26 protein-coding genes are annotated in these 25,686 nt (G+C 29.6%); 6 read left to right on the top strand and 20 right to left on the bottom strand.

Annotated elements, in window-relative coordinates; genetic code table 11:
- Window positions 1–60: 60 nt before the first annotated feature.
- From ABCM86_RS01125 to ABCM86_RS01135, 3 genes are all read right to left on the bottom strand, one after another.
- Complete coding sequence (locus tag ABCM86_RS01125) at window positions 61–663, bottom strand: 4Fe-4S binding protein (RefSeq protein ID WP_343003284.1); 603 nt, start codon at window positions 661–663, stop codon at window positions 61–63.
- 94 nt (window positions 664–757) lie between these two features.
- Entirely contained in the window at window positions 758–1,153 is a 396-nt protein-coding gene (locus ABCM86_RS01130; protein ID WP_048926206.1) for a pyridoxamine 5'-phosphate oxidase family protein, read from the bottom strand.
- A gap of 237 nt (window positions 1,154–1,390) precedes the next feature.
- On the bottom strand, window positions 1,391–2,359 hold the full coding sequence (locus ABCM86_RS01135) for a DMT family transporter (RefSeq protein WP_343003285.1): 969 nt from the start codon (window positions 2,357–2,359) through the stop codon (window positions 1,391–1,393).
- A 183-nt stretch (window positions 2,360–2,542) separates the two neighbouring features.
- Here ABCM86_RS01135 and ABCM86_RS01140 point away from each other — a divergent pair, with 183 nt between their 5' ends.
- Window positions 2,543–3,478, top strand: a complete 936-nt coding sequence (locus tag ABCM86_RS01140) for an AraC family transcriptional regulator (protein WP_343003286.1) — start codon at window positions 2,543–2,545, stop codon at window positions 3,476–3,478.
- 71 nt (window positions 3,479–3,549) lie between these two features.
- Here the strand turns inward: ABCM86_RS01140 and bsh are convergent, their stop codons facing one another.
- Window positions 3,550–4,536, bottom strand: coding sequence for a choloylglycine hydrolase (bsh, locus tag ABCM86_RS01145; protein WP_343003287.1), 987 nt, complete (start codon window positions 4,534–4,536; stop codon window positions 3,550–3,552).
- A 164-nt stretch (window positions 4,537–4,700) separates the two neighbouring features.
- Here bsh and ABCM86_RS01150 point away from each other — a divergent pair, with 164 nt between their 5' ends.
- Entirely contained in the window at window positions 4,701–6,443 is a 1,743-nt protein-coding gene (locus tag ABCM86_RS01150) for an ABC-F family ATP-binding cassette domain-containing protein (protein ID WP_343003288.1), read from the top strand.
- 18 nt (window positions 6,444–6,461) lie between these two features.
- Here ABCM86_RS01150 and ABCM86_RS01155 read toward each other — a convergent pair whose 3' ends face one another.
- The 7 genes from ABCM86_RS01155 to ABCM86_RS01185 all read right to left on the bottom strand — a co-directional run bounded on the left by ABCM86_RS01155 (window position 6,462) and on the right by ABCM86_RS01185 (window position 13,139).
- Complete coding sequence (locus ABCM86_RS01155; RefSeq protein ID WP_343003289.1) at window positions 6,462–7,310, bottom strand: YwqG family protein; 849 nt, start codon at window positions 7,308–7,310, stop codon at window positions 6,462–6,464.
- 233 nt (window positions 7,311–7,543) lie between these two features.
- A complete protein-coding gene (locus ABCM86_RS01160; RefSeq protein WP_295571418.1) occupies window positions 7,544–8,890 on the bottom strand; it encodes a nucleobase:cation symporter-2 family protein in 1,347 nt (448 codons plus the stop codon).
- Between the two features lie 303 nt (window positions 8,891–9,193).
- On the bottom strand, window positions 9,194–10,654 hold the full coding sequence (locus ABCM86_RS01165; RefSeq protein ID WP_007285601.1) for a HAMP domain-containing sensor histidine kinase: 1,461 nt from the start codon (window positions 10,652–10,654) through the stop codon (window positions 9,194–9,196).
- Entirely contained in the window at window positions 10,654–11,319 is a 666-nt protein-coding gene (locus ABCM86_RS01170; protein WP_022071747.1) for a response regulator transcription factor, read from the bottom strand. The genes ABCM86_RS01165 and ABCM86_RS01170 overlap by 1 nt, the downstream gene beginning before the upstream one ends.
- A gap of 110 nt (window positions 11,320–11,429) precedes the next feature.
- A complete protein-coding gene (locus ABCM86_RS01175) occupies window positions 11,430–12,347 on the bottom strand; it encodes a 4Fe-4S binding protein (RefSeq protein WP_007285599.1) in 918 nt (305 codons plus the stop codon).
- Window positions 12,348–12,355: 8 nt separating this feature from the next.
- Window positions 12,356–12,505: a CD1871A family CXXC motif-containing protein gene (locus ABCM86_RS01180; RefSeq protein ID WP_007285598.1), complete on the bottom strand. Its 150-nt coding sequence runs from the start codon at window positions 12,503–12,505 to the stop codon at window positions 12,356–12,358.
- Window positions 12,498–13,139, bottom strand: coding sequence for a TlpA disulfide reductase family protein (locus ABCM86_RS01185; protein ID WP_288634461.1), 642 nt, complete (start codon window positions 13,137–13,139; stop codon window positions 12,498–12,500). The genes ABCM86_RS01180 and ABCM86_RS01185 overlap by 8 nt, the downstream gene beginning before the upstream one ends.
- 169 nt (window positions 13,140–13,308) lie before the next feature.
- Here ABCM86_RS01185 and ABCM86_RS01190 point away from each other — a divergent pair, with 169 nt between their 5' ends.
- Window positions 13,309–14,823, top strand: coding sequence for a bifunctional UDP-sugar hydrolase/5'-nucleotidase (locus tag ABCM86_RS01190; protein ID WP_195928747.1), 1,515 nt, complete (start codon window positions 13,309–13,311; stop codon window positions 14,821–14,823).
- A 194-nt stretch (window positions 14,824–15,017) separates the two neighbouring features.
- Here the strand turns inward: ABCM86_RS01190 and phnE (ABCM86_RS01195) are convergent, their stop codons facing one another.
- The 6 genes from phnE (ABCM86_RS01195) to ABCM86_RS01220 form a co-directional block, all read right to left on the bottom strand.
- Entirely contained in the window at window positions 15,018–15,827 is an 810-nt protein-coding gene (gene phnE / locus ABCM86_RS01195; protein WP_307993544.1) for a phosphonate ABC transporter, permease protein PhnE, read from the bottom strand.
- A 1-nt stretch (window position 15,828) separates the two neighbouring features.
- Entirely contained in the window at window positions 15,829–16,653 is an 825-nt protein-coding gene (phnE, locus tag ABCM86_RS01200; protein ID WP_195928743.1) for a phosphonate ABC transporter, permease protein PhnE, read from the bottom strand.
- 1 nt (window position 16,654) lies between these two features.
- Window positions 16,655–17,425 (bottom strand): phosphonate ABC transporter ATP-binding protein, encoded by a 771-nt coding sequence (phnC, locus tag ABCM86_RS01205; RefSeq protein WP_343003325.1) that lies wholly within the window; start codon window positions 17,423–17,425, stop codon window positions 16,655–16,657.
- A gap of 131 nt (window positions 17,426–17,556) precedes the next feature.
- Complete coding sequence (locus ABCM86_RS01210) at window positions 17,557–18,573, bottom strand: PhnD/SsuA/transferrin family substrate-binding protein (RefSeq protein WP_295733983.1); 1,017 nt, start codon at window positions 18,571–18,573, stop codon at window positions 17,557–17,559.
- A 383-nt stretch (window positions 18,574–18,956) separates the two neighbouring features.
- Window positions 18,957–19,127 (bottom strand): hypothetical protein, encoded by a 171-nt coding sequence (locus tag ABCM86_RS01215; protein ID WP_307993542.1) that lies wholly within the window; start codon window positions 19,125–19,127, stop codon window positions 18,957–18,959.
- Window positions 19,128–19,301: 174 nt separating this feature from the next.
- Entirely contained in the window at window positions 19,302–20,177 is an 876-nt protein-coding gene (locus ABCM86_RS01220; RefSeq protein WP_195928737.1) for a potassium channel family protein, read from the bottom strand.
- Window positions 20,178–20,363: 186 nt separating this feature from the next.
- On the opposite strand from ABCM86_RS01220, the gene ytaF reads away from it, so the two are divergent.
- Both ytaF and ABCM86_RS01230 read left to right on the top strand, forming a co-directional pair.
- Window positions 20,364–21,002 carry a sporulation membrane protein YtaF gene (ytaF, locus tag ABCM86_RS01225; protein ID WP_195928735.1) on the top strand — a complete coding sequence of 213 codons (639 nt, stop codon included), beginning with the start codon at window positions 20,364–20,366 and terminating at the stop codon, window positions 21,000–21,002.
- Window positions 21,003–21,321: 319 nt separating this feature from the next.
- Window positions 21,322–22,107, top strand: a complete 786-nt coding sequence (locus tag ABCM86_RS01230) for an EFR1 family ferrodoxin (RefSeq protein WP_343003290.1) — start codon at window positions 21,322–21,324, stop codon at window positions 22,105–22,107.
- 335 nt (window positions 22,108–22,442) lie between these two features.
- On the opposite strand, the gene ABCM86_RS01235 is transcribed toward ABCM86_RS01230, so the two are convergent.
- Window positions 22,443–23,267, bottom strand: coding sequence for a nitroreductase family protein (locus tag ABCM86_RS01235; protein ID WP_343003291.1), 825 nt, complete (start codon window positions 23,265–23,267; stop codon window positions 22,443–22,445).
- Window positions 23,268–23,332: 65 nt separating this feature from the next.
- The gene (locus tag ABCM86_RS01240; RefSeq protein ID WP_007285589.1) at window positions 23,333–23,881 is read right to left on the bottom strand and encodes a nitroreductase family protein; all 549 of its coding nucleotides are present in this window, start codon (window positions 23,879–23,881) and stop codon (window positions 23,333–23,335) included.
- A gap of 329 nt (window positions 23,882–24,210) precedes the next feature.
- On the opposite strand from ABCM86_RS01240, the gene ABCM86_RS01245 reads away from it, so the two are divergent.
- Window positions 24,211–24,945: a TraX family protein gene (locus ABCM86_RS01245; RefSeq protein WP_007285588.1), complete on the top strand. Its 735-nt coding sequence runs from the start codon at window positions 24,211–24,213 to the stop codon at window positions 24,943–24,945.
- A 103-nt stretch (window positions 24,946–25,048) separates the two neighbouring features.
- Here ABCM86_RS01245 and ABCM86_RS01250 read toward each other — a convergent pair whose 3' ends face one another.
- Window positions 25,049–25,675 (bottom strand): ABC transporter ATP-binding protein, encoded by a 627-nt coding sequence (locus tag ABCM86_RS01250; RefSeq protein WP_007285587.1) that lies wholly within the window; start codon window positions 25,673–25,675, stop codon window positions 25,049–25,051.
- Window positions 25,676–25,686 lie beyond the last annotated feature (11 nt).

Consider the following 25,686-nt stretch of genomic DNA (forward strand, 5'->3'; position numbering starts at 1 on the left):
CGCCTTTTATTATATAAAATAGCTATTGCACTGTCAACGAGTACACATTGCTGATAAATCTTAGTTTCTTTTTTCAATACACTGCTTTGGACATATTTCTGCACAATTCCCGCAGTGTAGACAATTATTTTGATTTATTACAACTGGCTTTTTCGAAATATCAATACATTTTTGTGGACAGACAGAATAACATAACTTGCATCCTATACAGTCTTCTCCAACAAAATAACCAGTTTGATGAACTTCCTTTTCTCCAATAACAATACTCTCTCTAACAATATGAGAAGGATCGCTAATATCAAAATATTCACCCTCTGCTTCATATAGACAAAATACTTGTAATGCACTTCTTGTATCATCTGGATATATTTTTTGCATATATTTGTTTTTTTCAAAAATTGCATCTAGCTTTTCATATCCTATATTTTTGATTTTACCTCTAAGAGAAATTGCTATCTTATCTTTTGTTGCAGAAATAGCTATATATTGTTGATTCATTAATTGTTCATAAAAAACTTTTCCCTTAGCAGTTAAAAAATATACACCTTTTTCGTCATACAACATCATGTCTATTACACGAGTTTGTGGATGTCCGTCTGCACCAATTGTTGCAACTGTAGTTGAATGAATATCTTCAACAAGTATTTTTAAATATTTTTGCATATTAGCCCTCCTCTTTTTTAATATTTTTTATGCCCAACATTATCTTTTGTATTAAATAAATAATATTGGGCAAATTTTTTATATTTTAATTTATCTAGAATTGATAAGGTGGATTACCAGAAAAATCAGCTATCACACCGTGTGGATTTTCTAAATAGAATACTTCAAATATTGGGTTATCAGCAGTTTGATATTGACCTTTTACTATTGGATTATTCATGCAACCTTCTTTAACTTCCATATTATTTTCAAATACTGCTTTTCCTGCTAGACGAATCCATGCGTATTCTGGTGAAGAAACAGAAATTTCTATTTCAGGATTTTCCATCATATCTTTATAAACATCTTTTTGATTATTTGTGCAGAACCATAATTTCCCCTCTTGTTCAAAACAAAACATAAATGGACGACATTTTGCCTTTCCATCACGACCAACAGTCGCTAAATATTGAACTGGATTTGCTTGTAAAAATTCTACTACTTTTTTCATAATTCGATACCTCCATATTATTTTATATAAACTATACCCCATTGCCATTTGTGGTTATAACTTAAGGCAATGAACAATTTTCTTTGTTGTAACCTTATTAATTACAACTAAATTGTATTATTTTTGAGTTGTAATGTCAAGAGTTACAACAAAATTTTTTCAAAAAAAATTTAGGACCCTAGATTTTATATCCAAAGTCCCAAATTTTTTAGATCTACTTTTTAAGTTTATAATTTCCTAAATATATTGTTTCGATTTATCTTTATCTATACTCTCAAAACCTTCTTCTTCATCATTTTCAACAATTTCTTTTGCATCATCTTTCTTAGAGTAAGCCAAAATCACAGTTGTAATAATTATACAAGCAGTTCCAATAAAATCCCATATTCCAAAAGGATTTTTAAGCCATATAACTGATAAGAATGCCGCTGATAATGGTTCAAAGGCGCCTAATATACTTGTTTCAGTTGCTTGAATATAGTTCAAACTTCCTAAATAACAACAATATGCAAATAACGTACCAAATATAACCACAAATCCAACTGCTGAAACCGTCGCTACTGACCAAGTTCCGCTAAATTTCCATGGTGGATTTATAAAGCTGAATGCTATTCCACCGATTATCATACCCCATCCAATCACAGTAATTGCTGAATATTTTTTTAGCAAATTAGCCGGTTGTAATGTATAAAGTGCACCTGCTGCAGCTGAACACAATCCACCAAGTAATGTTTCTTTTGATATAGATAAACTATTTATATTTCCTTTTGTAATTATAAAAAATGTGCCGACTATAGCTAATGATATTGCAAGTAATTGGCTCTTTTTAGGCAACTTCTTGCTACAAAATGCAACATAACATGTAATAATTATAGGTGACAAATATTGAAGTATAGTCGCTGTTGCAGCATTTCCATATCTAATTGCTACGAAATAAGTATATTGAGAACCCAATATACCCAAAACACCAAAAGATATTAGAGTTAGCACATCTTTTTTATTTTTTAAAATTTCCTTAACACCTTTATCACCCTTCAATAAACCATAACTTAAAAGTAAAATACCTGATAATAATACTCTAACAACTACAAGCCACTCTGGAGTGAAATTATATTTAAATAAAAATTCTGCAATAGTTCCAGAAACTCCCCAAAATGTAGTTCCCAAAATAGCTAACATAATACCTTTAAAACGCAATTTATCCATTTTTATCTCCTTTTTTCTCATAAAATTTTAATTTTACTATATAATTATTATTAATATAAGTTTTAAATATATTGATTTACTAAATATAATACATCTTAATTTTATTAGTATTTTCAACATATAACAATTAATATATTGACCAAAATTGAAACTATATTAGCCAAATTAAAAGGAGGTGGCCAAATGCAATTATTTAGAATAGAAGTTGATGATGATAATAGAGAAATAGTTAAATACAAAAGCGGCGATTTTCCATTTCTTATATATACAGATGAATTTCGTCTGTTTGATGAAGGTTACATAAGGTGGCACTGGCACAAAGATCTTCAGATTTCATATGTATTGAATGACGATATATGTTTTCAAGTTGGTGGTAAAGAAATAGTTCTAGTTCCTGGGGAAGGTATTATTTTTAACTCCAATGTACTTCACCAAATCAAGCCTGTTAACTACAATTGTAAAATGATTTCTATTATGTTTGATCAAAGTCTTATCACAGGAAGTGAACACTCACTTATAAGAAAAAAATATGTGGACGCTGTTATAAATACAAATAACTTGGATTTTGTAGTTTTAAAAAGAGATATAGATTGGCAAAATGAAATTTTAAAATATATTGAACAAACTAATTCTGCTTATAACTCTCCAGACTATGGTTATGAACTTGAAATAGTAAATAATATAAATTGGATTTGGCTTAAACTTATACGAAATTTGAAGGATAAAATTGAAAGTCCTTCAAAAAAAACCTCTCCTGATTATGACAGAGTGAAAACAGCACTTAATTATATAAAACATAATTATAATCATGAAGTTTCACTAGATGATATAGCAAAGTCTTGCAATATCAGCAAAAGCGAATGTTGTAGAAGTTTTAAACGAGTTTTGAAAATGACTCCATTTGAATATTTAATGGAGTATAGAGTTTTAAAAGCAACTGAATATCTATATAATACAGATGAATCAATCTCTAATATCTGCATAAATGTCGGATTTAACGGTATAAGCTATTTCGGAAAGACATTCAAAAAATTTATGAATTGCACCCCATCACAATACAGAGCTAATATCAAAAATACAAAAAAATTTGAATCAACGGAAATAAAAAAAGATAATTAACAAAAATAAATTACAATAAAGCGAAAGGGCTGCCGTAAAAACTACGACAGCCCTTCCACAATAATAACCATTTAATTTAAAATGTTAACAACTTGGATATCATTATAAGGGAATATCTTCATTTCACTTGAGTCCAAGTCTTCCTTATGCATATCCACCATGTTTATTTGGTTGTTGTTATAAGATTTATAATAATAAAGTCCTTTTTCTAAATTCATGCAAGAACTGTATTGAGTGATTTCGTCTTTACCGTCTTTTGTTATTACTGATCCTTTTACCATTGCTACGTTATTTAATATATGGAAAAATTCTATTATTCCGTCGTTTTCGATATCTTCCATAAGAATTTGTGCTCTTAAAAATGCCACTCTTACAAATCTTGATGGTGATGAAAAATCTCCAGGAAGTCCTATTCCACCAGTTGCAGAACCAAGTGGAGTTAATTCTAAATCGCTCCAATTTGCAGATGTCGGTTGAACTGGAGTCGCATTCATATATTGACGCAAGTTAGTTATATGCCAGTCAAATGATGGAGCATTTGTCATTACGCCAACTTTGTTTTCATATACTTTGAAACCTTCTTTAGTCTTTTCGATTACGATTGCTTTGCCTGTTTTATCAGTAACCATCCAGTGAAGTGTTGGAAGTCCAACATTTTCAGCAAAAGGTCTTGCAACTAAATTGATTTTATCTAGATATGGTCTTAATTCTTCTAAAGTTGCAAAATTACCAGTAATCCAAAGAATTAAGTCATATGGTGGCATATTTTCCATACCTTCTTTAGTGTCCTCTTCCCAATATGCATCAGGGAAGTTAAGCCCAGCACAACCTAGCCCCTCTTCGTTTATAGCCTCAGCAAATAGTGGGTGATTATCCATAACTGATGCCATACCAGTAATAGCATATTTTATCTTTTTATTTTCACCAGAAACTTTGTCTACGTATTCATAATTTCTAGGAACTACTACTGGTCTTTGTCCAAATGTATATTCCAAATCCATATTTCTTCCAAATAAATGTTCTTTTTTAAATGTTAATAAACTCAAAGCTGTACACATGTTAAAATCCTCCTTTTTATGTAAAATAATATTCTTATTTATGTTTTGTAAATTGCTTATTATTTATGCATAAAGAATTATCTAAAATCCCAATTTTAAATAATTGAAATTAGCCCTAAAAAATGTTATGCTATCAAAAGCGAATCAAAAAGAGCGGTAATTACATGATAAAATTTGACAAAGTGTCGTACTCTTTTCCACAAAAAGACCTTTATACTGATGTTTCATTTACAATAGAGGAAGGTCAACATTGTGCATTTATCGGTGCAAGTGGTAGTGGAAAAAGTACGCTTATAGATATAATAATGGATCCTGAAAAATACGTATTTGACGGAAACGTTGAAATGGAGCCAAGCTTAAAAATTGGGTACGTAAGCCAATTTTCACAAAGAGATAAAGATAAGGAAACAACTGTTTTCGAATATATTGCAGAAGAATTTATAAAACTTGAAAATGAAATAGCAACTCTTTGTTCTGAAATTGTAACTTCTGATAATATCGAAACATTATTAGAAAAATACCAAGAGGCACTTGATGCTTTCGATGCGATTGATGGTGATAATTATGAAAACAACATCAATAAAAAATTAAATGCTGCTAACTTAACTCCTCACAGAGACAGAATGATTTCTGAACTTAGTGGTGGGGAGTTCAAACTTATACAAGTTATAAAAGAAATGCTTAATAATCCTGATTTAATGATTATGGATGAACCAGATGTTTTCTTAGACTTTGAGAATCTTAACTCACTTAAAAACTTAATTAATTCTCACAAGAAAACTATCTTAGTTATAACTCACAACAGATATTTATTAAATCATTGTTTCAATAAAATCATCCACCTTGAAAACACTGAACTTCAAGAATTTGATGGAAGATATATTGACTATAACTTCTCTCTTCTTCAAACAAAAATTGAATTACAAGAGATGGCAATAGCTGATGAAGAGGAAATAGCAAGAAATGAAGAATTAATAAAAATATTAAGAGAAAAAGCAACTTACAATGCAGATGCATCTAGAGGTAGAGCGTTAAAAGCGAGAGTTAAAATACAAGAAAGATTAGAAGCAAATAGAATTAAACATCCATTTGTAGATATCAAACAACCATATATCAACTTAGAAACAAATAATGAAATCGAAGAAGAAATAATAGCATTAAAAACAGATAATTTAGGTATATCATTTGATGAAGTGCTTTTACAAAATGTAAACTTCGAGATAAAATCTAATGATAAAGTTGCAATAATCGGAACAAACGGTGTTGGTAAAACTACTTTATTAAAACAAATTTTCAAAAATAACAATGATGCTATAAAAATCGACGAAAACATCAAATTAGCATATTTATCGCAAATGCAAAGCGAAGTTGTAAATGAATCAAACACAATTTTACAAGAATTCTATGATGTTGGATTTGAAACATATGGTGAAATAAGAAGATATCTTGGAAGATACGGATTTAGTTCAGATATACTTACACAAAAGATCGAATCATTATCAGGTGGTGAGAAAAACATCCTTCAACTTGCAAAAGTTTCAGCAAGTAAAGCAAACATGCTATTAATGGATGAACCTACAAGCCACTTAGATATATATTCACAAATGGCATTAGAAAAAGCTATTTCAAACTACAGAGGCGCAATCTTAATGATTTCACATGACTATCATTTCATAGTTAACTGTGCCGACTATGTCTTATTAATAGAAGACATAACAATAAGAAAAATGAGCATGCGTAAATTCAGAAAAATGATATATGCTAACCATTTTGACAAAGACTATCTTCAAATAGAAGAAAAGAAAAAGGCTCTTGAAATGGATATCGCCTCATCACTTAGAGATACTGATTTTGAACGTGCTAGAAGTTTATCTGAAAAATTAGAGGAAATAATTAAATCTCTTTAATTTTTCAAATTTATCTTCTTAATAACAATCCCAATTATATAAAACATCACTAAAGTCTAAATTCTTTAATTTCTCCCTATTAATAAAGAAATTGCAAACTCCGCAATCTCCCCACATTATATATCCATTTTCATAATCGTCCATACTATCTATCTGTAATAATAAAGTATCATATACATCAAGACCGTCATATTCTCTAGGGTCTGATTGTGCAAAGTAAGGGTATCCTCCTATTTTATTTCCGCAACCTGAAATCTCATCGTTGATTTCTTCTAGAATATCATCAAATGATTCTTCACCTTCATTATCATCATCCAAGTCCCAAAATGCTTGAATTTGATTATTAGGAAATAGTTCGTTGTATTTTTTTACAAAAATTTCATCAAAATTAAAATCTTCTGATGTTATTCCTTCTTCATAAGTTGTAAACACCATCTTGAATTCATCTTCAAATGGCATATAATCCTCATCTTCAATATAAGGATTGTATATTTTTAATATATCCTCTTCTTTTACATTATCATCAATACTGTCATGGTAAACTACTCTAAATGTATTTTGTTTATTTTGATTATCAAAATCCAGCCCATAACAATCATCCATAAGTATGAAAAATTGTAATAATCCTTTTTGAGGATAATCTTCCATTCCTACAAGCTCTTCGCAGTTTATTTGTGCTAATAATGTAAGTTGTCTTCCATCATCATCAACAGGAATTTCTGCACCAACAGGTAAATATGGAGTCCCTCCTACTTTTGAATCTATAAGTTGTGTTTTTTGTTTTTTTAACTCTATACTTATAACTTTCTTAGCTGTTTCTTTTTTTATGCAATTGTATACTTTTAGTATTGCTTCTTTTTTATTCATTCTCTTTCTCCACCTATTTATAATTATATAACCTATTTTTTCATATAAAGGTAAAATATATTTTATTTTAATATAAACTAAAAATTTAAACAATACAATATAAATTAATTTATATTCCACAATTTAAAGCTAATTATAATTTCCTATACATTATAAAAAAATGCTACAAAATAGATAACCTACTTTGTAGCATTTTTGCTTTTAATTTATTATTATTTTACTTCAATTATTTCCTAAGCTGCTTCAGCCAACTTCTCAATTTCCATATTCTTAGGCAGTACTAAGTTTAAAATAATTGAAACAACGAATACAACTGCAACACAGTTTCCGCTGAATATATCTTGTATCATTTTAGGGAATATCGACCAGATTTCTACTTCTGTTGCAGAAGTGAATCCTATCCCTACTGCTAAAGATAATGCTGTAATTATGATATTTCTTTGTGAGAAACCTGCTCTTGCAAGCATCTCGATACCACTAACTACGATTGTACCGAACATCATAAGTGTACATCCACCTAATACTGATTCTGGAATAGAGCTGAAAAATGCACCGATTGGTGGAACAAATCCCGCAAGAATCATAAATATAGCACCTGTCATTATTGTGAATCTGTTTACTACTTTTGTCATAGCAACTAGTCCAACATTCTGGCTGAATGATGTTACTGGTGGACATCCAAACAGACCTGTTATAGCACTTGAGAAACCGTCACAAGAAAGTGAACCTGAGATTTCTTCTTCTGTTATATCTCTATCTAGCCCTTTTGCAACTACTGCTGCTGTGTCTCCTATTGTTTCAGCAGCTGAAACCATAAATATAATACATACTGATATAATTGCGTTTATGTTGAATTCTGGTGCAACTGGTAAAAGTTTAGGGAACGCTATAATTCCATTAGATAAAATTCCTGATAAATCTACCATACCTAAACAAAGTGATACTATATATCCTACAAATAATCCGAATAATACTGATAATTGCTTCCAAAATGATTTTGCGAAAATATTAAATAAAAGACAAGCAACTAATGTGATTGTACCAACCATAATATTTTGTAAAGAACCAAAGTTTTCAGTGTAGCCACCTCCGAATGAACGTACACCTACAGTTAATAACGAATAACCAATCGTTGTAACGACAACCCCCGAAACAACTGGTGTTATTATTCTTCTCCAATATTTAGCTAACAATCCTAATAGTCCTTCAAAGATACCACCTACGATAACTGCACCTACAACAGCACCATAGCCGTATTGAGCTCCAACATAAGATAAGATTGTAACGAATGTAAAACTTACTCCCATAACGATAGGCAACTTTGCCCCTACTTTTCCAATAGGATACAACTGAATTAATGTTGCTATACCTGCCATAAACATAGCATTTTGTAATAACGTAGTCATCTGTTCTTGCCCTACACCTGATGCACTCCCTATCATCATAATTGGTGTTAAATTGCCCACGAACATCGCAAGAATGTGCTGTAGACCAAACGGAATTGCCTTAGATAATGGCACTCGTCCATCTAATTTATAAATATTTGCAATACTCGAAACTACTTTTTCTCTTTTTTCCATCATGTGTCCCTTTCATGTGTGTAAACTTAATATGAAATTAGTATACTATAAAACTTTTAAATTTACAATTGTAAAAATTAAAATTTGTTGTTTAATTAATAAAAAAATCATTTTTTAAGAAAAAAATATGCTACTTTCACTTATATATTAAAACATATATATTAAAAAGTTCGTATTTTTCCATATATTTAAATACATTTTTCATTATTTCCTTTACTATTTTAGATTTTTATTTTTATCAATATTTTTATATTTTATCTATATACAAATACAAAAAGTAGGAGCTTAGCCCCTACTTTTTTGTTAACATATTAAGTTATTTTCTTCAAAATTAATCGTAAATTTCATACCATTTTGCACACTTTCAAATGAGTGTGAGATATTTAAAGTTTTTAGAATTTGTTGAACAATATAAAGTCCCAACCCATTTCCACCAGTGTTTTTATTTCTGTCAAATTCCGCCCTATAAAACGCCTCGAATATATGATCTAGATGATTTTGTTCTATTGGTTTACACTCATTTTCTATTATTAATGAATTTTTTTCAAAATATATATTTATATTTTTTCCATTATCGGTATAATTCACTGCATTAGATATAATATTCGATAATGCCTTTTTTAACATTGATTTATCAGTATTTATATTTAATGAGTTTGAATAATCTATGTTCATATTGATTTTTTTTGATTTTGCGATAATTTTATATGGCTCAATAATACTTTCTATCAATATTTTTAAATCTACTTCTTTCAATTCTTTTTCGCCGTTCAAAGAGTTAAGTCTAGATGTGTCTAGTATCTCTTGAACCATACTACTTAAATTAACAACAGCTTCTTGACATTTTGGGAGATAAACATCATGATTTTTATACTTCCCGATATTCAAAATCATATTTTCAAGCATTATATGTATGCTCATAAGAGGTGTTTTTAATTCGTGAGAGGCACTTCTTAAGAAGTCTACCTTGCTTTTTTCCGATTTACTCACATTTTCAATTTCCTCTTTCAAAGAGTCAATCGTATCTAATAAATTTTTATATAAACTATTTATATTTGTCGCTAAAAGCTCTATCTCATCTCCAGTGTTAATATCACAATACGCATCTTCTTTTAATACTTGCATCTCTTTTGTAACGTCACAAATTTGTTTTATTGGTTTTGTTATTTTTTTTGTATATATATATGATGCAAATAATGAAATAATAAGACTTATACCGATAGAATATGGTAATATCATAAATACTACACTTCTCGCTTCCTGGAGATATTGTAAATCCATAGCAACTTTTATTGATGCATCTACGTTATCTTTTGTCTTTAACTTTTTAGTGTAAAGTAATGATGAATCACTAATTTTTAGAAAATCATTTTTAACTTCTGTTGAATTTGATTTCTTATTATCTTCTATAAAATCCGTTTTATTGTCGATAACTAGCGACTGTTCATCTAAAGCATCTGGGTTTATATATATATCACAACTTTTAATTCCTTCATATACTTTATTTTTTCCATTTACACTCAACAGTATATTTATGTTATGCATATCAGCAAATTTCTTAGCTATTTCATCGCTCTTATTTGAATTATTATTTTGTAATTGCTCTGTTAATTGATAGCTTATGTTGTCTAAATCTTGCTGCTTTTTATTAGTATAAAAACTCGGCAAAAGCATATACAACAAAGTGTGAGAAATTATGATGATAATTGCCATCAGCCCAACTGTAAATAGGTATGTTTTTTGGAATAGTTTCATCTTTTTCATTACTTATCCTCAAACTTATACCCAATACCTTTTACAGTTGTAATACAATCTAAATCTAGTTTTTTTCTAAGATTTTTAATATATACATCAATAACACGATCAGCTGGGGCCTCGTCTATTTCCCAAAGACTATCTAACATTTGATTTCTTGTTAGCACCTGGTTTTTGTGCTTAATTAATAATTCCAATAACTTTATTTCCTTTGGTTTTAAATCTACTGGATTATTATCTTTCTTTGCACAAAATCCTAAAAAATCCACCTCAACATCTTTATAAATCCATTTGTTATTTTGTTGTCTTCCTTGGATACGTCTTTGCAAAGCTTCAATTCTTTTGTGAAGTACTACAACCGAAAATGGTTTTGTTATATAATCATCGGCTTTTTCATTAAAACTCATGATTTGACTGTAATCATCAGTCATTGCAGTAAGCATCATAACAGGAACATCGCTTATTTCTCTTATTTGGCTCAATACACCAAACCCATTTATTTTTGGTAGCATTATATCCAATAAAACTAAATCAAATTCATTTGATTTGAATAAGTCGATACCTTCTTGCCCATCTTCGGCAACCATAACATCATATCCAACTTCGGATAAATATTCACTTATCCCTTCTCTTATATCTATCTCATCTTCTACTATTAATATTTTTGTGCTCACTTTTTTCAACCTCATCATCTTTTAATTATATTTTATAGTATAGTATACTATAATTTAAATATTATATTAAATATCTTTTTTATGTTTTAATTTAAACTTAAAGGCTTTTATTAATTTTTGCTTGCACAATTTGACTTACATCCAGAACATTTTGAATTACAAGCTGCTTCTTTTGTTTTTGTAAATGTAGTTTTTATAGCTCCTCTTGGGCAAACTTTTATACATTTTCCACATCTTATACATTCTGCACTGTTTGGAGTTTTGTATACTGCGACATTCATGTCACATTTTCGCTCACATAATCCACATTTTGTACATTTGTCTTCATCAATTTCATATTTATAAAGAGAATATTTGTTGAATAGCCCATATATAGCACCTAATGGACATAAGTATTTACAAAACGGTCTATAAATTTTTATTGATAATATAACAACACTCACTAATATAAACATCTTCCAAGTAAACAATGGTCCAATTATTTTTCTAAGTGAACTGTTCATTGATACTAGAGGTACCCCTCCAAGCAATGTTCCTGATGGACAAATTAATTTGCAAAACCAAGGATTACCCTCTCCTGCAAAGTTTGTCAGTGTAAGTGGCATTATAATTACAAATACTACTAATATAACATATTTAAGATATCTTAATGGCTTATCCAAAGGCACCTTTTTAATTTTTTTAATAAATGGAATTTTGTAAAGCAAGTCTTGTACTAATCCAAATGGACATAGCCATCCACACACAAATCTTCCTACAAACGCTCCAACCATCATTAAAAATCCTATTATATAAAATGAAAATTTAAAATTTCTACTTCCCAATACGGCCTGTAAAGAACCTATTGGACAAGACCCTATCGCCCCTGGGCATGAATAACAATTCAGCCCAGGTACACATAGTTGTTTACTATCACCTTGATATATCTTCCCTTTTGCAAAGCCCAAAAAGTATCCATTAGTCAATGCAGTAAACACTATTTGAACGGTTAGCCTCAGGTTTGACTTTATCTTTCTTATTAAATCCATACTATCACCTATCCAATTCCTATACATTCAAGACATATAATATTTGATTTCTTTGACACAACTTTATGTTCTTGTCTGTGAATTCCAAGAGATACAAAAAGCATCCCTGCAATAAATATTGCTAAACCTACTTTATTTTTTTTAATAATATTATTCATTTGCTTCTACCTTCTTTAATACTTCATCTATTTTTGCTTTCCAGCCATCATAATCATTAGAACCTTCTATACTATCAACGATATTTCCATCTTTATCTATAAAGAATGTTGTTGGGAATGCTTGTAAAAGCAATGTATCATCTTTTTCTACCATATCTTTTGTAACTGTTAATTGTTGATAAGTTGCATTTGCTTTTGATAATATTTCTTTTGCTGTAGCTTTTTCTTCATCAGTTAATCCAATTCCCGATTCTAGCAACATACCTTTTATCGAAACACCTTTTTCTCTATATTCTTTGTTTAATCTATCTAATGTTGGTATTTCTGATATACATGGGCTGCAGCCTGTGTTCCACACATTGACCATAGTCAGTTTATATTTTGAGAATATAGATTTATCTACCTTATTTCCATCTATATCTGTAGTTTTCATATCTTTAAATATTGTGCTAGATGATAAACTTGAGTTTGTATTTTTGTCTGTTTTTTGTTCTGTTTTTTGTTCAGTCTTTTGATTTGAGCCTTGTTGGTTTTTATTTGAGTTATTTGACTGTGTACATCCTACTACTGATGTTACTGTCATCATCGCTACTAATGCTAATGTTGCTTTTTTTGTTATTCTTTTTCTGTTCATATTCATTCTCCTAATACTTCAATATTTTAATTATTATTTGTTTTGCTTTTCTATGGTTTAATATTAAAATTTCAATATGTAACGTATATGAAATTAAATAACTATCTTTATAAAATGAAGATTTTGAGGTAATATAAATATACGGATTAACAATTAAAGAGGTGTCACAATGAAAAATTTAAAAATATATTTTACATCGGATTTACATGGTTATGTATACCCTACTGATTATGTTGATAGATCTCAAAAAAACATAGGTCTATTAAACATAATAAATCAATTTGAAAAAGACGGTAATACATTAATAATAGATGCTGGAGATACTATCCAAGGTTCTCCTTTCACAAACTACCTTAGTACTGCTGAGTTTGATGTTCATCCAATAGCTACTATATTCAATAAAGCTGGATACGACTATATAACTCTTGGTAACCACGACTTTAACTACGGATTTGATTATCTTAAAAAATACCTTTGCAACTTAGACGCTAAGTGTTTATGTGCAAATGTAGATGATAAAACAAACGAACTTGGTATATTCCCTTACGATATAAAAACTTTAGAGAACGGATTAAAAGTTGGTATCATAGGATTTACTACTGATTTTATAAATATTTGGGAGAGAGCTGAAAACTTAGCTAACTTCACTATAAACGATACTATATCATCTATAAAACCTTATTATGATGAATTAAAAGGAAATGTTGATGTTTTAATAGGTGTTTATCATGGTGGGTTTGAGTACGACTTAGAATCTCACAAAAAACTAAGCGAAACTAAAGAAAATATAGCATATAAAATATGTAATGAACTTGGGTTTGATTTATTATTAACTGGTCACCAACACATGGAGATATCTGATATAGACTTACATGGTACTCATATAGTTCAAACTCCACACAACGGAAGTAAATTCATAGAGTTAAACTTAGAATTTGACAACGATCAAATCCAAAACGTAACTTCAAAATTAATAGATGTTGAGCTTAGCCCTAACAAGGAAATGTACGATAAATTCTTACCTCTAGAAGAAAAAGTTCAACAGTGGCTTGATACTCCAGTTGGGTTCTTAGATACAGAGTTACAACCTTCAGCTCACTTAGACATGGCTTTAAACGGTTCATCTCTTGCTAACTTTATAAACCAAATCCAATTAAGTGAAAGTGGTGCTGACATTGCTTGTACTTCTTTTGCAAATGTTATAAAAGGGTTCGAGAAAAATGTAACTGTAAGAGATATAATGTCGACTTACCCGTACCCAAATACATTAGTAGTATACGAAGTTAACAGAAAATACTTAGAGCTTGCTTTAGAAAGATGTGCTAGCTACTTCGACTTCAAAGACGGTGAAGTAACTATATCTGATAGATTCTTAAAACCTAAAGTTGAGCATTATAACTACGATTATTTCGCTAACTTAAACTACATATTTGACATAACAAAAGAAGTAGGAAACAGAGTAACTTCTATAGTTTATAATGGGAAAGAATTAGATCACGACACTACTCTTAAATTAGTTATGAATAACTACAGAGCTAGCGGTGCTGGTGGATACGAATTCTACACAGAATGTAAAGTTGTAAAAGAAATCTTAATGGAAATGCCTGATATAATAATAGATTACTTTAAAAATAATACAAACGTAACTGTTGATAAATCAAAATATTTAACTGTTTTAGCATAATTTTAAAGCCCCTTATAGAGAACGCATATTGTTCCTCTCTAGGGGCTTTTTTAATAGATATTTTTATTAAATTTAATATATAAAATTCGCTTCGCTCATAGCGCCAACGAATCAGCGATTCCGTTGCTTTAGTTAATAATTTTGAAAATAAATAAAGCTGATTCCACTTGGAATCAGCATTTAAATTCTAAAACTTAGCCTCTTGCTAATTTATTTCTTACTTTAGTTGATATATACTCTACTATTAGAACTAATACAATTAATCCACATAGTATAGCACCAACTTCGTCCCAACTTAATGAGTTCATAGCAAATATTAAAGGAGCTCCTATACCACCTGCTCCAACTAATCCTAGAGTAGATGCGTCCTTTATATTTATTTCAAATCTATATATTACTGTTGATACAAAGTTTGTAAATAATTGTGGTAATATACCATATCTTATTTTTTGGAATGCATTACATCCAGCAGCATCTAAAGATTCTAATATTTTTTTATCTAAATCTTCTATAGTTTCTATGAATAATTTAGATACCATCCCTATTGATGTTACTGATAAAGTTAAAACCCCTGCAAAAGCTCCAGGACCTGTAACTCTTATAAACATTAACCCATAAACGAAAGCTGGGAATGTTCTTATAGCTGCTATAAAGAATGATGTAATAACACTAACCCACTTTGGAACTATGTTACTTGATGCTAAGAATGATAGAGGAACAGCTATTATTGAACCTATTAATGTACCTAATAATGCTATACATATAGTTTCTAATAATAAAGCTGGAACTCCACCTTTATCTAGTGTGAATAACATACTAGTTTTTGGATGGAATATACCATCAACTACATTTTTAGCTATTTCTACACCATTTTCTTTTAAACCATTAAACTCAATTGAATGTCCTGCCCATACCATTATACCTATTATAAATAGTACTGTTAGGGCTTTATTTATCCATAAATTTGGTTCTTGTTTTAATTGTTTATTAACTGTTAACTGCATATTACCCTAACCTTTCTCTTATATATTTACTTACATTTTCTATTATTACTACTGTTATAAATAGCATAACAAGTATCATACCTAACTTGTCATACTCTCTCCAACCTATTTTCTCATTTAATATAAGACCGATACCTCCAGCACCTACGTATCCAAGTATTGCTGCGTATCTTACGTTGATTTCGAATGTATATAAACATATTGAAAGATATGATGGTAATATTTGAGGCATTATAGTTCCTATGAATGCTTTAAGTTTTGTAGAACCTAATGCTTCCATAGCTTCAAATGGTCCCATATCTACAGTTTCTATTTTTTCGTATAACATTTTTACAACTAATCCGAATGAGAATATAGTTATTGCTACTGTACCAGCAAATGTTCCTAATCCAAATATATAAGTTGCAACTAATGCTATTATTAAAGTTGGTAATGTTCTAGTTATACTTAAAAGAAATCTAACTAAATTTAAAACTATTTTTGACTTGTTTATATTAACTGATGATATTATAGCAAATGGTATAGCTATAAAACATCCTATCATAGATCCAAGTACCGACATTTTTATTGTGTCTAATAAAGGAGGTAATACAGATTTTGCATAACTAAAATCTGGTGGTATCATACCTTTTAATATAATAAAGAATTCGCTTCCTCTTTTCATTATTGTTGAAAGACTGAAACCAGTCACATTACTTGCAAGTAATACTGATATAACTAAACCTATTATTACATAAGGAACGATAGATTTAGGTGGTTGAATTTCTTGGCCATCACTTAATACTATTTTTTCCGGTTTAAATATATTTTTTATAGCTTTTAACATCTTAAGCCCCCATCATTTCATCCTGAGCTAATTCACGCCCGTATATTTGAGTTAATACATCATTTGTTACTTCGCTTGATGGTCCGTCATATACTATTTCACCAGCTTTTATTCCTATAACTCTATCAGCGTATTTTAATGCTAAGTCTACGTGATGTATGTTTATAAGAACTGACATGTTTAATTCTTGATTTATTTTTTTGAAGTCATCCATAACTTGTACTGCTGTTATTGGGTCTAATGCTGCAACAGGCTCATCAGCAAGTATTATTTCTGGATTTTGAGCTAATGTTCTAGCTAGAGCAACCCTTTGTTGTTGTCCACCTGAAAGTTGGTCAGCTCTTACATAAGCTTTATCTAATATACCAACTTTGTCTAAAGCTTCTAATGCTACAACTTTATCTTCTTTTGAATATAATCCTATTATAGATTTCCATAATGGCATACCTGGAACTCTTGAAGTTAATACGTTTTTTATAACTGAAGTTCTAGTTACTAAGTTGAAAGATTGGAATACCATACCTATTCCACGTCTGAATTTACGTAACTCTTTTCCTTTTAAATTGTTAACTTCTTGTCCGTTTACAGTTAACACACCATCAGTTATATCATGCATTCTGTTTACTGTTCTTAGTAAAGTTGATTTACCTGCACCAGATAAACCTATTATCGCAACAAATTCACCTTGTTGTATTTCTAAATTTATATTTTTTAATGCATGTAATCCATTTGGATATACTTTATTTACGTTATCAAATTTTATCAATTGTATCCCTCCACGTTCTATTTATGCTCTGTTTTTCTTGTTTTCAATACATTTAATTGATAGTATCTTTCGTGATATTATTTTTTTAATTCGTATAAAATAAGTCCATGATACTAATCATGAACTTATTTATTTTACTATTGCATAGATTTTATTAGCTCTTGAGCTTTCTTTTCTTCTTCGTAATTTTTGCTATCTCCTATTTCATATCCTTTATGAGTATAGATAGATATTACATCTTGTCCTTCTGGAGTTTCAGCTATATTCATAAATGCATTTTGTAATGCTTTAACTAATTCTGGAGTCATTACAGAAGAGTTTTTAGTTACTGATATAGTATCATTGTATATAGGAGCTGTAACACCTATAACGTTAGTTTCTTCCCAAACAGACTTGCTTCTTCCGAATTCGCTTGTCCATTTATCAGCATAGTCAAGACGTGCATCAGCATAAGTTACCATAACATCTATTTGACCACTTGCTAATTGAGTTAATGCAGTAGCATAGTTATCTAAAGCCACTTTATTTGGTAAATCAGTTAATGATAAACCGAAGTTTTCTTGTAACCATAAACTTGGGTATATATATCCTGCTGGAGAAGTTGTATTACTTGATACACCCCAAGTAACGCCTTTAACATCTTCAGCTGTTAATTTTTTACCGCTATTTATTTTATCTGCAAGAGCTTGACCTTTTTCAGATGGTCCAGCTATTACTAAAGAACGATAATAAGTAACTTTTTTGTCTGTATTTTCTGTTGGAGCTGTATTCCAATCTGCTGGATTATCTGAATCATGGTTTAATCCAAAACGAGTAGCAGTTAAAGCAACATCTGCTCCATTTTCATATAATACATATGTTCCACCTGGTATAAATCCAACGTGTGCAGTACCTGATTCTAAAGCTTCACCAACAGCTTCGAAACTTGTACCTACTTCAATTCTTATATTTTTAAATTCAAATCCTTCTTTAGCTAATTCTTCTTTTAACATATCAGCTAAAGGTTCTGTTGCAGATTGTATTTCTTTAGGGTCTCTTGAAGGAACAAAGTATACTACTAATTCATCATCATCTGATTTACTAGATCCACATCCAACCATAAGAGCCATAGTTAATACAACTACAGAAAGTAATGCGAAAATTTTCTTTTTCATCATTGCGTCTCCTTTATTAATTATTAAGTCTTATTAATTATATCATATTTTTTATATTTTTGTGCAATTTTTTCCTTTTTTCGATTTATTTTTATTCTTTTCAACTTATTTCGCATTAAATATGCTACACTATTTAAGTTATTTTTTACTTTTATAATATTTTCAATTATAAAAAACATTTTCCTTTACCATTTTGGTAAATATAGTATGATATATAATTATTAGATTATTAGTTTAAATCCAAAAAATTCACTTCGTTCATGGCGCCAACGACTTCGTCCGTTGCTTATATAAAAAAAAGTAGCTAGATTTAATATTCTAGCTACTTTTTACAACTCTATTTTTTAATTTTATATATTTCAATTCTTCTTCGCTTTAGCTTATTACTTTAATTTATTATATTCTTCATCACTTACTTCTTCGCACCACTCTGTTTTTGTGTCAACTCCTGGTACTTCTATTGCTAAGTGTTGGAACCAGCTATCTTTTGCTGCTCCATGCCAATGTTTTTCTAAAGACGTAAGCATATGACAAAATATATACGATCTATTCATTTGAAAATCCTCCTGTAAATTCTTTCTCTCAACTTAATTATAATTGTAGTACTTAAAGTTAACTCTAAGTCAAGGCATTTTTTAATCATTTAAAACATTCTTTTATGTTTTTAAAATACTATTTCATAATTTAATATTAAAATATTATTTCATTATTTAAATCATTTTAAATTATTATTCATTTTTATAAGATAATACGGAAGATATAAAAACTGTAAGACATAGTATACTCGTCATAGAAATTATGATACTCATAAATTTTGCGACAGGCGAAACTGGACTTATATCTCCATATCCAACTGTGGCAAAGGTGATAATCGTATAGTAAAACAAATCAAAAAATGTAGGATTATTAGTATACACCCCTTCATTGCTACAGCTAATAAAACATACTGCTAGTGCCAAACTTATTACTACCATGCACAAAACTATTACAGCCATAACACCTATGCTGTCTATTTCAAATGCTTTTTTAGTTTGCGCCTTAAAATCAGCAATTTCGGGACTTCTTATAAGTCTTAAAAGTACTTTTAAATTTAGATAATAGCTGAGCGTCACTCCAACAAGTCCGATTTTGTAATTTTTCGCAAATTCCCCGGGAAATATTATTAAAATCGTCATATACATGCTTATTATGAAATAACTTATCAATAAATCAGCTTTTGTGATTTTATCTTCAATTTTATATAAGAATTTGTATATTCTTGAAACACATAATAATACGCATCCTATTGCAAAATACAAAAATATAATTAAAAATATTATCGTCAATGTCTTTCCAAACAAAATATAATTTTCTTCTACATATTTAAAAATCTTCTTAACTATATATCTCATAAGAGCATAAACTACGAATATTTGTGATATAAAAAGTATAAACCATTGATAGAAATTTAAATATCTCGATCTACCTTTAAGCAAATATCTATATTGATTATTTATCTCATAAATTAGTTTCTTGACGTTTTTAAACTTACCCATATTTACTCTTTTATAAGTTACTACTTCAAGTGCAAATAAAGTTATTAATATAAAAAATAATCTAAACATACTTCCTCCAAATCTAGTTTTATGATTTTTCAATATTAGTATGCTCATTATCTTTATAAATAATAAAATCTCACCTTTTTAAAAGGTCACCAAAAATTGCACTTCTCATATATTGTTAATATATAGTTAAACTATGTGAAAATTAATAGGTTTTAATGCTTATCACAAGGGGGGTATACAGACGCCATGAATCTTTTATCTTCAGTAAATGCAGTTTTGCTTGTAGGCGCTTTATCAATAGATGCTTTTGTTGCCAGTTTCGCCTATGCCACAAGCAAAATAAAAATACCCTTTAAATCAGCTTTGATTATTAATGTTGTATCTACTACTATTTTGGGGATAGCCTTGTTTTTCGGAAGTATTGTAAGCAGATTCATTCCATCTATTTTTACAACAAGTATTTGCTTTACTATGCTATTAATGTTAGGCTTGGCTAAATTATTTGACAGTACGTTAAAAGCATTGTTGGGTACTCGCGGCTCACTAACTCGCAATTATGAATTTAAGGTTTCCGACTTTAGGTTTTTCTTAAAAGTATATATAGATAATACAGCAGCAGATGTCGACCATTCGCTTATATTATCACCAAAGGAATCATTTTCTCTAGCATTAGCACTATCTTTAGATGGATTGGCGGCTGGTTTTGGAGCAGGTTTAGTTTCGGCTAACTTTTTTCAAATAATTTTATTCTCACTTATTGTAAATATAGTTGCAATCCTCGGTGGTTGCTTTATAGGAAACAAAATAGCAGAAAAAACAGAGCTTAATCTGTCTTGGTTGAGTGGTGTGACATTAATTTTATTAGCTTTTTTAAAATTGAAATAAATATTTGAGATTGATATATAAATTTGTTTTCTCATTAATATAAACGGGAGTTGGTAGAATGTGAATTTCTATCGCTCCCAAAAAAATTCCCTTTTGATTAAAGTTCTATATTTCTTAAAATTCTTATCTGATATTTGTTAAAACTCTACATTACACCTTTATATGTTTACACTTTTATTTGTTAAAACTCTCTATTATACTTTCAAATTTCTCTTTATTGCTTACATCCAAGTAAGTAAATAACTACAAAGTGCGTTATTGCATACCATTATCCTGTTTTATATAATTTTTATATAAATTTTTAAAAGGAGATTGTATTATGAAAAACCTAAATTTACTTTACTTCAGCCCTACTGATGGGACTAAAAAAGTTGTAAAAGAAATCGCAAATGGTATCGGATGTGAGTACAAAGAATTTGATATTACTTTAGCTCAAAATAGGACTCAGGAATTATTTTTTGATGAAAATGATTTAGTTATAATCGGTGTGCCTACTTATGCTGGTAGATTTCCAAAATTACTAAAAAGCTATCTTGATAAAATTTCATGTAACAAGGCTATGGCTGTATTTGCTGTTACATATGGAAACAGAGATTATGAAGATTCACTTTTAGAGACAAAGTATTTATTTGAATCAAAAGGATTTGTTGGACTAGCTGGTGCAGTATTCGTAGCCGAACACTCATCTACATCAAAACTGGCGACTAATAGACCAAATTCAGACGATTTAAAAATAGCTTATGACTTCGGTGTGAAAATAAAAGACAGACTAGAAAATTTAAATGACGTAAGCGAATTAAAACTAGAAGTTCCAGGCAACTTCCCTTATGTCGAAAAAAATCTTCCACAAGTTCCAATGGCTCCAGAAACAGACGACACTTGTGTAAACTGCAAAATATGTGCAAAACACTGCCCTACATCTGCTATAGATCTTGAAGATTGTAAAAAAATAGATACAACTAAATGTATAAGATGTTGTAGTTGTGTAAAAAGATGTCCGTTTAACTCTAAAAAATTCACTCACCCTGGATTTACTAATATGAAGAACATGCTTGAAACTAATTTTGCTGATGTTGTTCGCATGCCGGAGATATTTGTTGGATAAGATTTATTTAACTAAAACTATATAAACTTTATTTGTGTAAATAAGCATAAAAATAGGCATACATTAGTATTTTAAATATATTAATACTAGAGTATGCCCTTTTTAGGTTGATATCATTTATGTTTTTTAATACTGTATAAAACTTTAATCTCCATATGGAAATTCTAAATCTTTATCAATTTCCAAGTTTTCTATCCAGTCGAATTTGTCGCTATGCTCCATCCCCCAATCAAATATAGCGCTATTCTATTGGATATTTGATTTTTTTATTTTTATATTGTTTTAATAAAGTTGCTTTTCTGCTTTCGTCCATGTGTATATCCTTATCACAATGCCTACATTCTTGTTACTCTTGCAGGTTTTCTTGGAACTGTTCTTTTATATTCTACTCTTGGATAGCCAACTACCATACAAGATATGATTTTTTCGCCTTCTTTTAATCCAATCATTTCTCCTATTTTAGGATTCATCGATGCCGCTCTTTCAAAGAAACCGCTGAAATAAGTTCCTAGCCCTAGCGCATCTATCATAAGCTCCATTTTTGCTGATGCTAAACCACCATCTATCTCATTTTGCGCTTTTACAATTATTAATAATGGTGCTTTGAAGAATAATTGATCATGTCCATCTGGATTTTCTACAAAACTCTCATACATACGCTTCCACATATGGGCGTATTTTAGAAGGTGTTTTGGAGTTTCTTCACTTCCCAACATCTTGTCGGCCATTGCGTTTAATGTTCCTAAAGTCATTCTTCTTAACTCTGGTATGCTGTCTTTTACAATAGTATAAGAAATATCTTGCATATTAGTTGATGTTTGTGTAAATCTTCCTGCATCTATTATTTTTTCTATTTTCTCTTCTTCTATTTCATCTTTTTTAAATAACCTAACACTTCTTCTAAATTTCATAAAATTCATTAGTTTATCTGCATCTATTGTGAAGTCTTCTTTTTCATATGGGATGACTTCTTCCATCGAGTATTCTTCTTCATCATCACAAGATACTGCTTTTACTGGACAGATTGCTATACAGTGACCACATTTTATGCATGTTAAGTTTCTTATGTGCGCTTTTTTATCGATCATTTCTATGTCGCTTACGATACAGTCTTGCTTACATAAAGTACATCCTATACACTTATCTCTATCTACTATCATTTTGTTCTCCTTTATATGATTATACGATTCTTCTTTTGTTTAATTTTAATTGCTGTTTTAAAGTTTTATCTATCTACAAAACGCATTATTTCGTCTACGTCTTTTCTTTTATTTGGTGCTGCATGTTCTCCATCTTCATACCCGTAAACTATAAGTGCTGCAACAGTTTCGTCTTCCGGTAAGTTTACTATTTTTGCTATAGATTTATCGTCTATAACTCCCATTATACAAGTTCCGACACCTTTTGCATGTGCTGCTAAACAGAATGTTTGGCATGCTATACCAGCATCAAAAACTTCCCATGAGTTACCTTTTGAAGTTATGTATTCTTTGTCATATGTTCCACTTTTTCCTTTTACAAAGCTAAGTACAGCTACTCCTTTTGCAGTTCTTAAAGTGTCTATATTGTATACGAATCCATTAACTCCATGCTCTGCTATTTCTTTTATTATTTCTTCGTCGTCTACTAATGTGTATCTAGCTATTTGGTAGTTTACCCAAGAAGGAGCCCATCTCGCTATATCGACAATTTCTCTCATAGTCTCTCTGTCTACTTTTTCGTCTTTATATTTTCTTACGCTACGTCTTTCTTTTATCATAGTTATTGCGTCCATATTTTCACCTCTAATTGACCATTTATAATTTTATAATTTGCATATTTTTAACTTTTATACCTTTCGCATTACTTCAATAAATCTTACGAAATTTTTACGAAAGTTTTACAAATTTGCTTTTTTGTTTTAATCCATCTATTAACGTGGTATATTAAACACTACCGGTAATTTGTAGAAATTAAGTTATTTATATGGCAATTTTCTTCCTTTAAAAGTCAGTTGCCAACTCTAATCTCTGCATATTATACCATATAAAATGCGGTAATCATACCAATTTATCGTATTTATTAATTAAAAATCTAAACGAACTTATAGAAAGGATAATATTTATGACAGAAACAATTGAATTAAGAAAAAAAGGATTGGATAAAATAAGGGTTCTTTCTGGAGCACAATTAAAATACATAGCATTTCTATCTATGTTAATCGACCACGTGAATAAAGCCTTAATATATCCAAATTTAAATGGGGGATTACTTTTAAAAATAAGTGATTTATTTGATGTACTTGGAAGGATAGCATTCCCATTATTTGCATTTTTTATAGTAGAGGGTTTTTTCAAAACGAGAAGTCGTAAAAAATATCTTCTAAACTTATTGATATTTGGCGTAATATCAGAAGTACCATTTGATATGTTTACAACACGTACATTCTTCAATCCTAGATATAACAATGTACTATTTGCACTAGCATTATCACTTGTAACAATTTGGATTATAGATACATTAAAAATAAAATTAGAAAAAATACCTCGTTTCCTATGGTATTTGACTACAGTATTAATTTTAGCTGTTATGTGTATTATATCTCTATTCCTTTCAGTAGATTATGATTACCATGCTATATTAATAGTATATTTCCTTTATGTATTTTATAATAAACCTATATTATCATGTGTATTTGGTTATTTATCAATTTTCAAGGAGGTTTGGGCACTTCTTGGTTTTGGATTTATACTTATGTACAATGGAAAACGTGGCAGACAAAATAAAATGATAAATTACTGGTTCTATCCTGTTCATATATTAATATTAGGTATATTAAGGATGGTATTCAATATATAATTTAATATTTTTCAAATAAAAAATGGGCAACGTATAAATTTACGTTTGCCCATTTTTCTATTTAAAATATCATGAGGGAATATTTATATATCTATATTACTTGCTAGAGAACTAACTTTTTATCTTTTAACTCAAGTATAACATCTGACTTGCTCGCAAGATCCTTACTATGAGTAACAACAATCACACATTTTCCATGTTTATGTGCACTTGTTTTTAATATTTCTATAATTTCTTCTTCTGTATCACTGTCTAAATTTCCAGTCGGTTCATCTGCCAAAATTACTGGTGAATTTGCAACAAGTGTTCTTGCTATGGCAACACGTTGTTGCTGACCTCCGGACAATTTCAATACATTTCTTTTTATTTCATCATCTTTTAATCCAAGCTCATTTAAAATAGTTTTATCTGCTTTTGGGTTTACTATTTTTAAATTTTCTAATGGAGTCATATAATCAATCAAATTATAATTTTGGAAAATTAGTGAAACATTATTTTTTCTATGATTCTCATATCCTTTTTCCCTAATATCCTGATTGTTATATAGTATTTTACCACTTTGTGGTTCATCAAGACCTGCCAACAATGATAGCAAAGTTGTTTTTCCAGAACCAGATACACCTAAAATCGTGTAAAACTTGCCTTTTTCAAACTCCATACTTATATTATTTAATATTTTTTTACCATTTGTATATGAATAATTAACTTTATTTAATGCTAAAATTGACATTTGTCTTCCTC

Origin of the sequence: Clostridium sp. 2218st1_F5_2218SCRN_220325 (genome assembly GCF_039062665.1) — a bacterium.
GTDB lineage: Bacteria > Bacillota > Clostridia > Peptostreptococcales > Peptostreptococcaceae > Intestinibacter.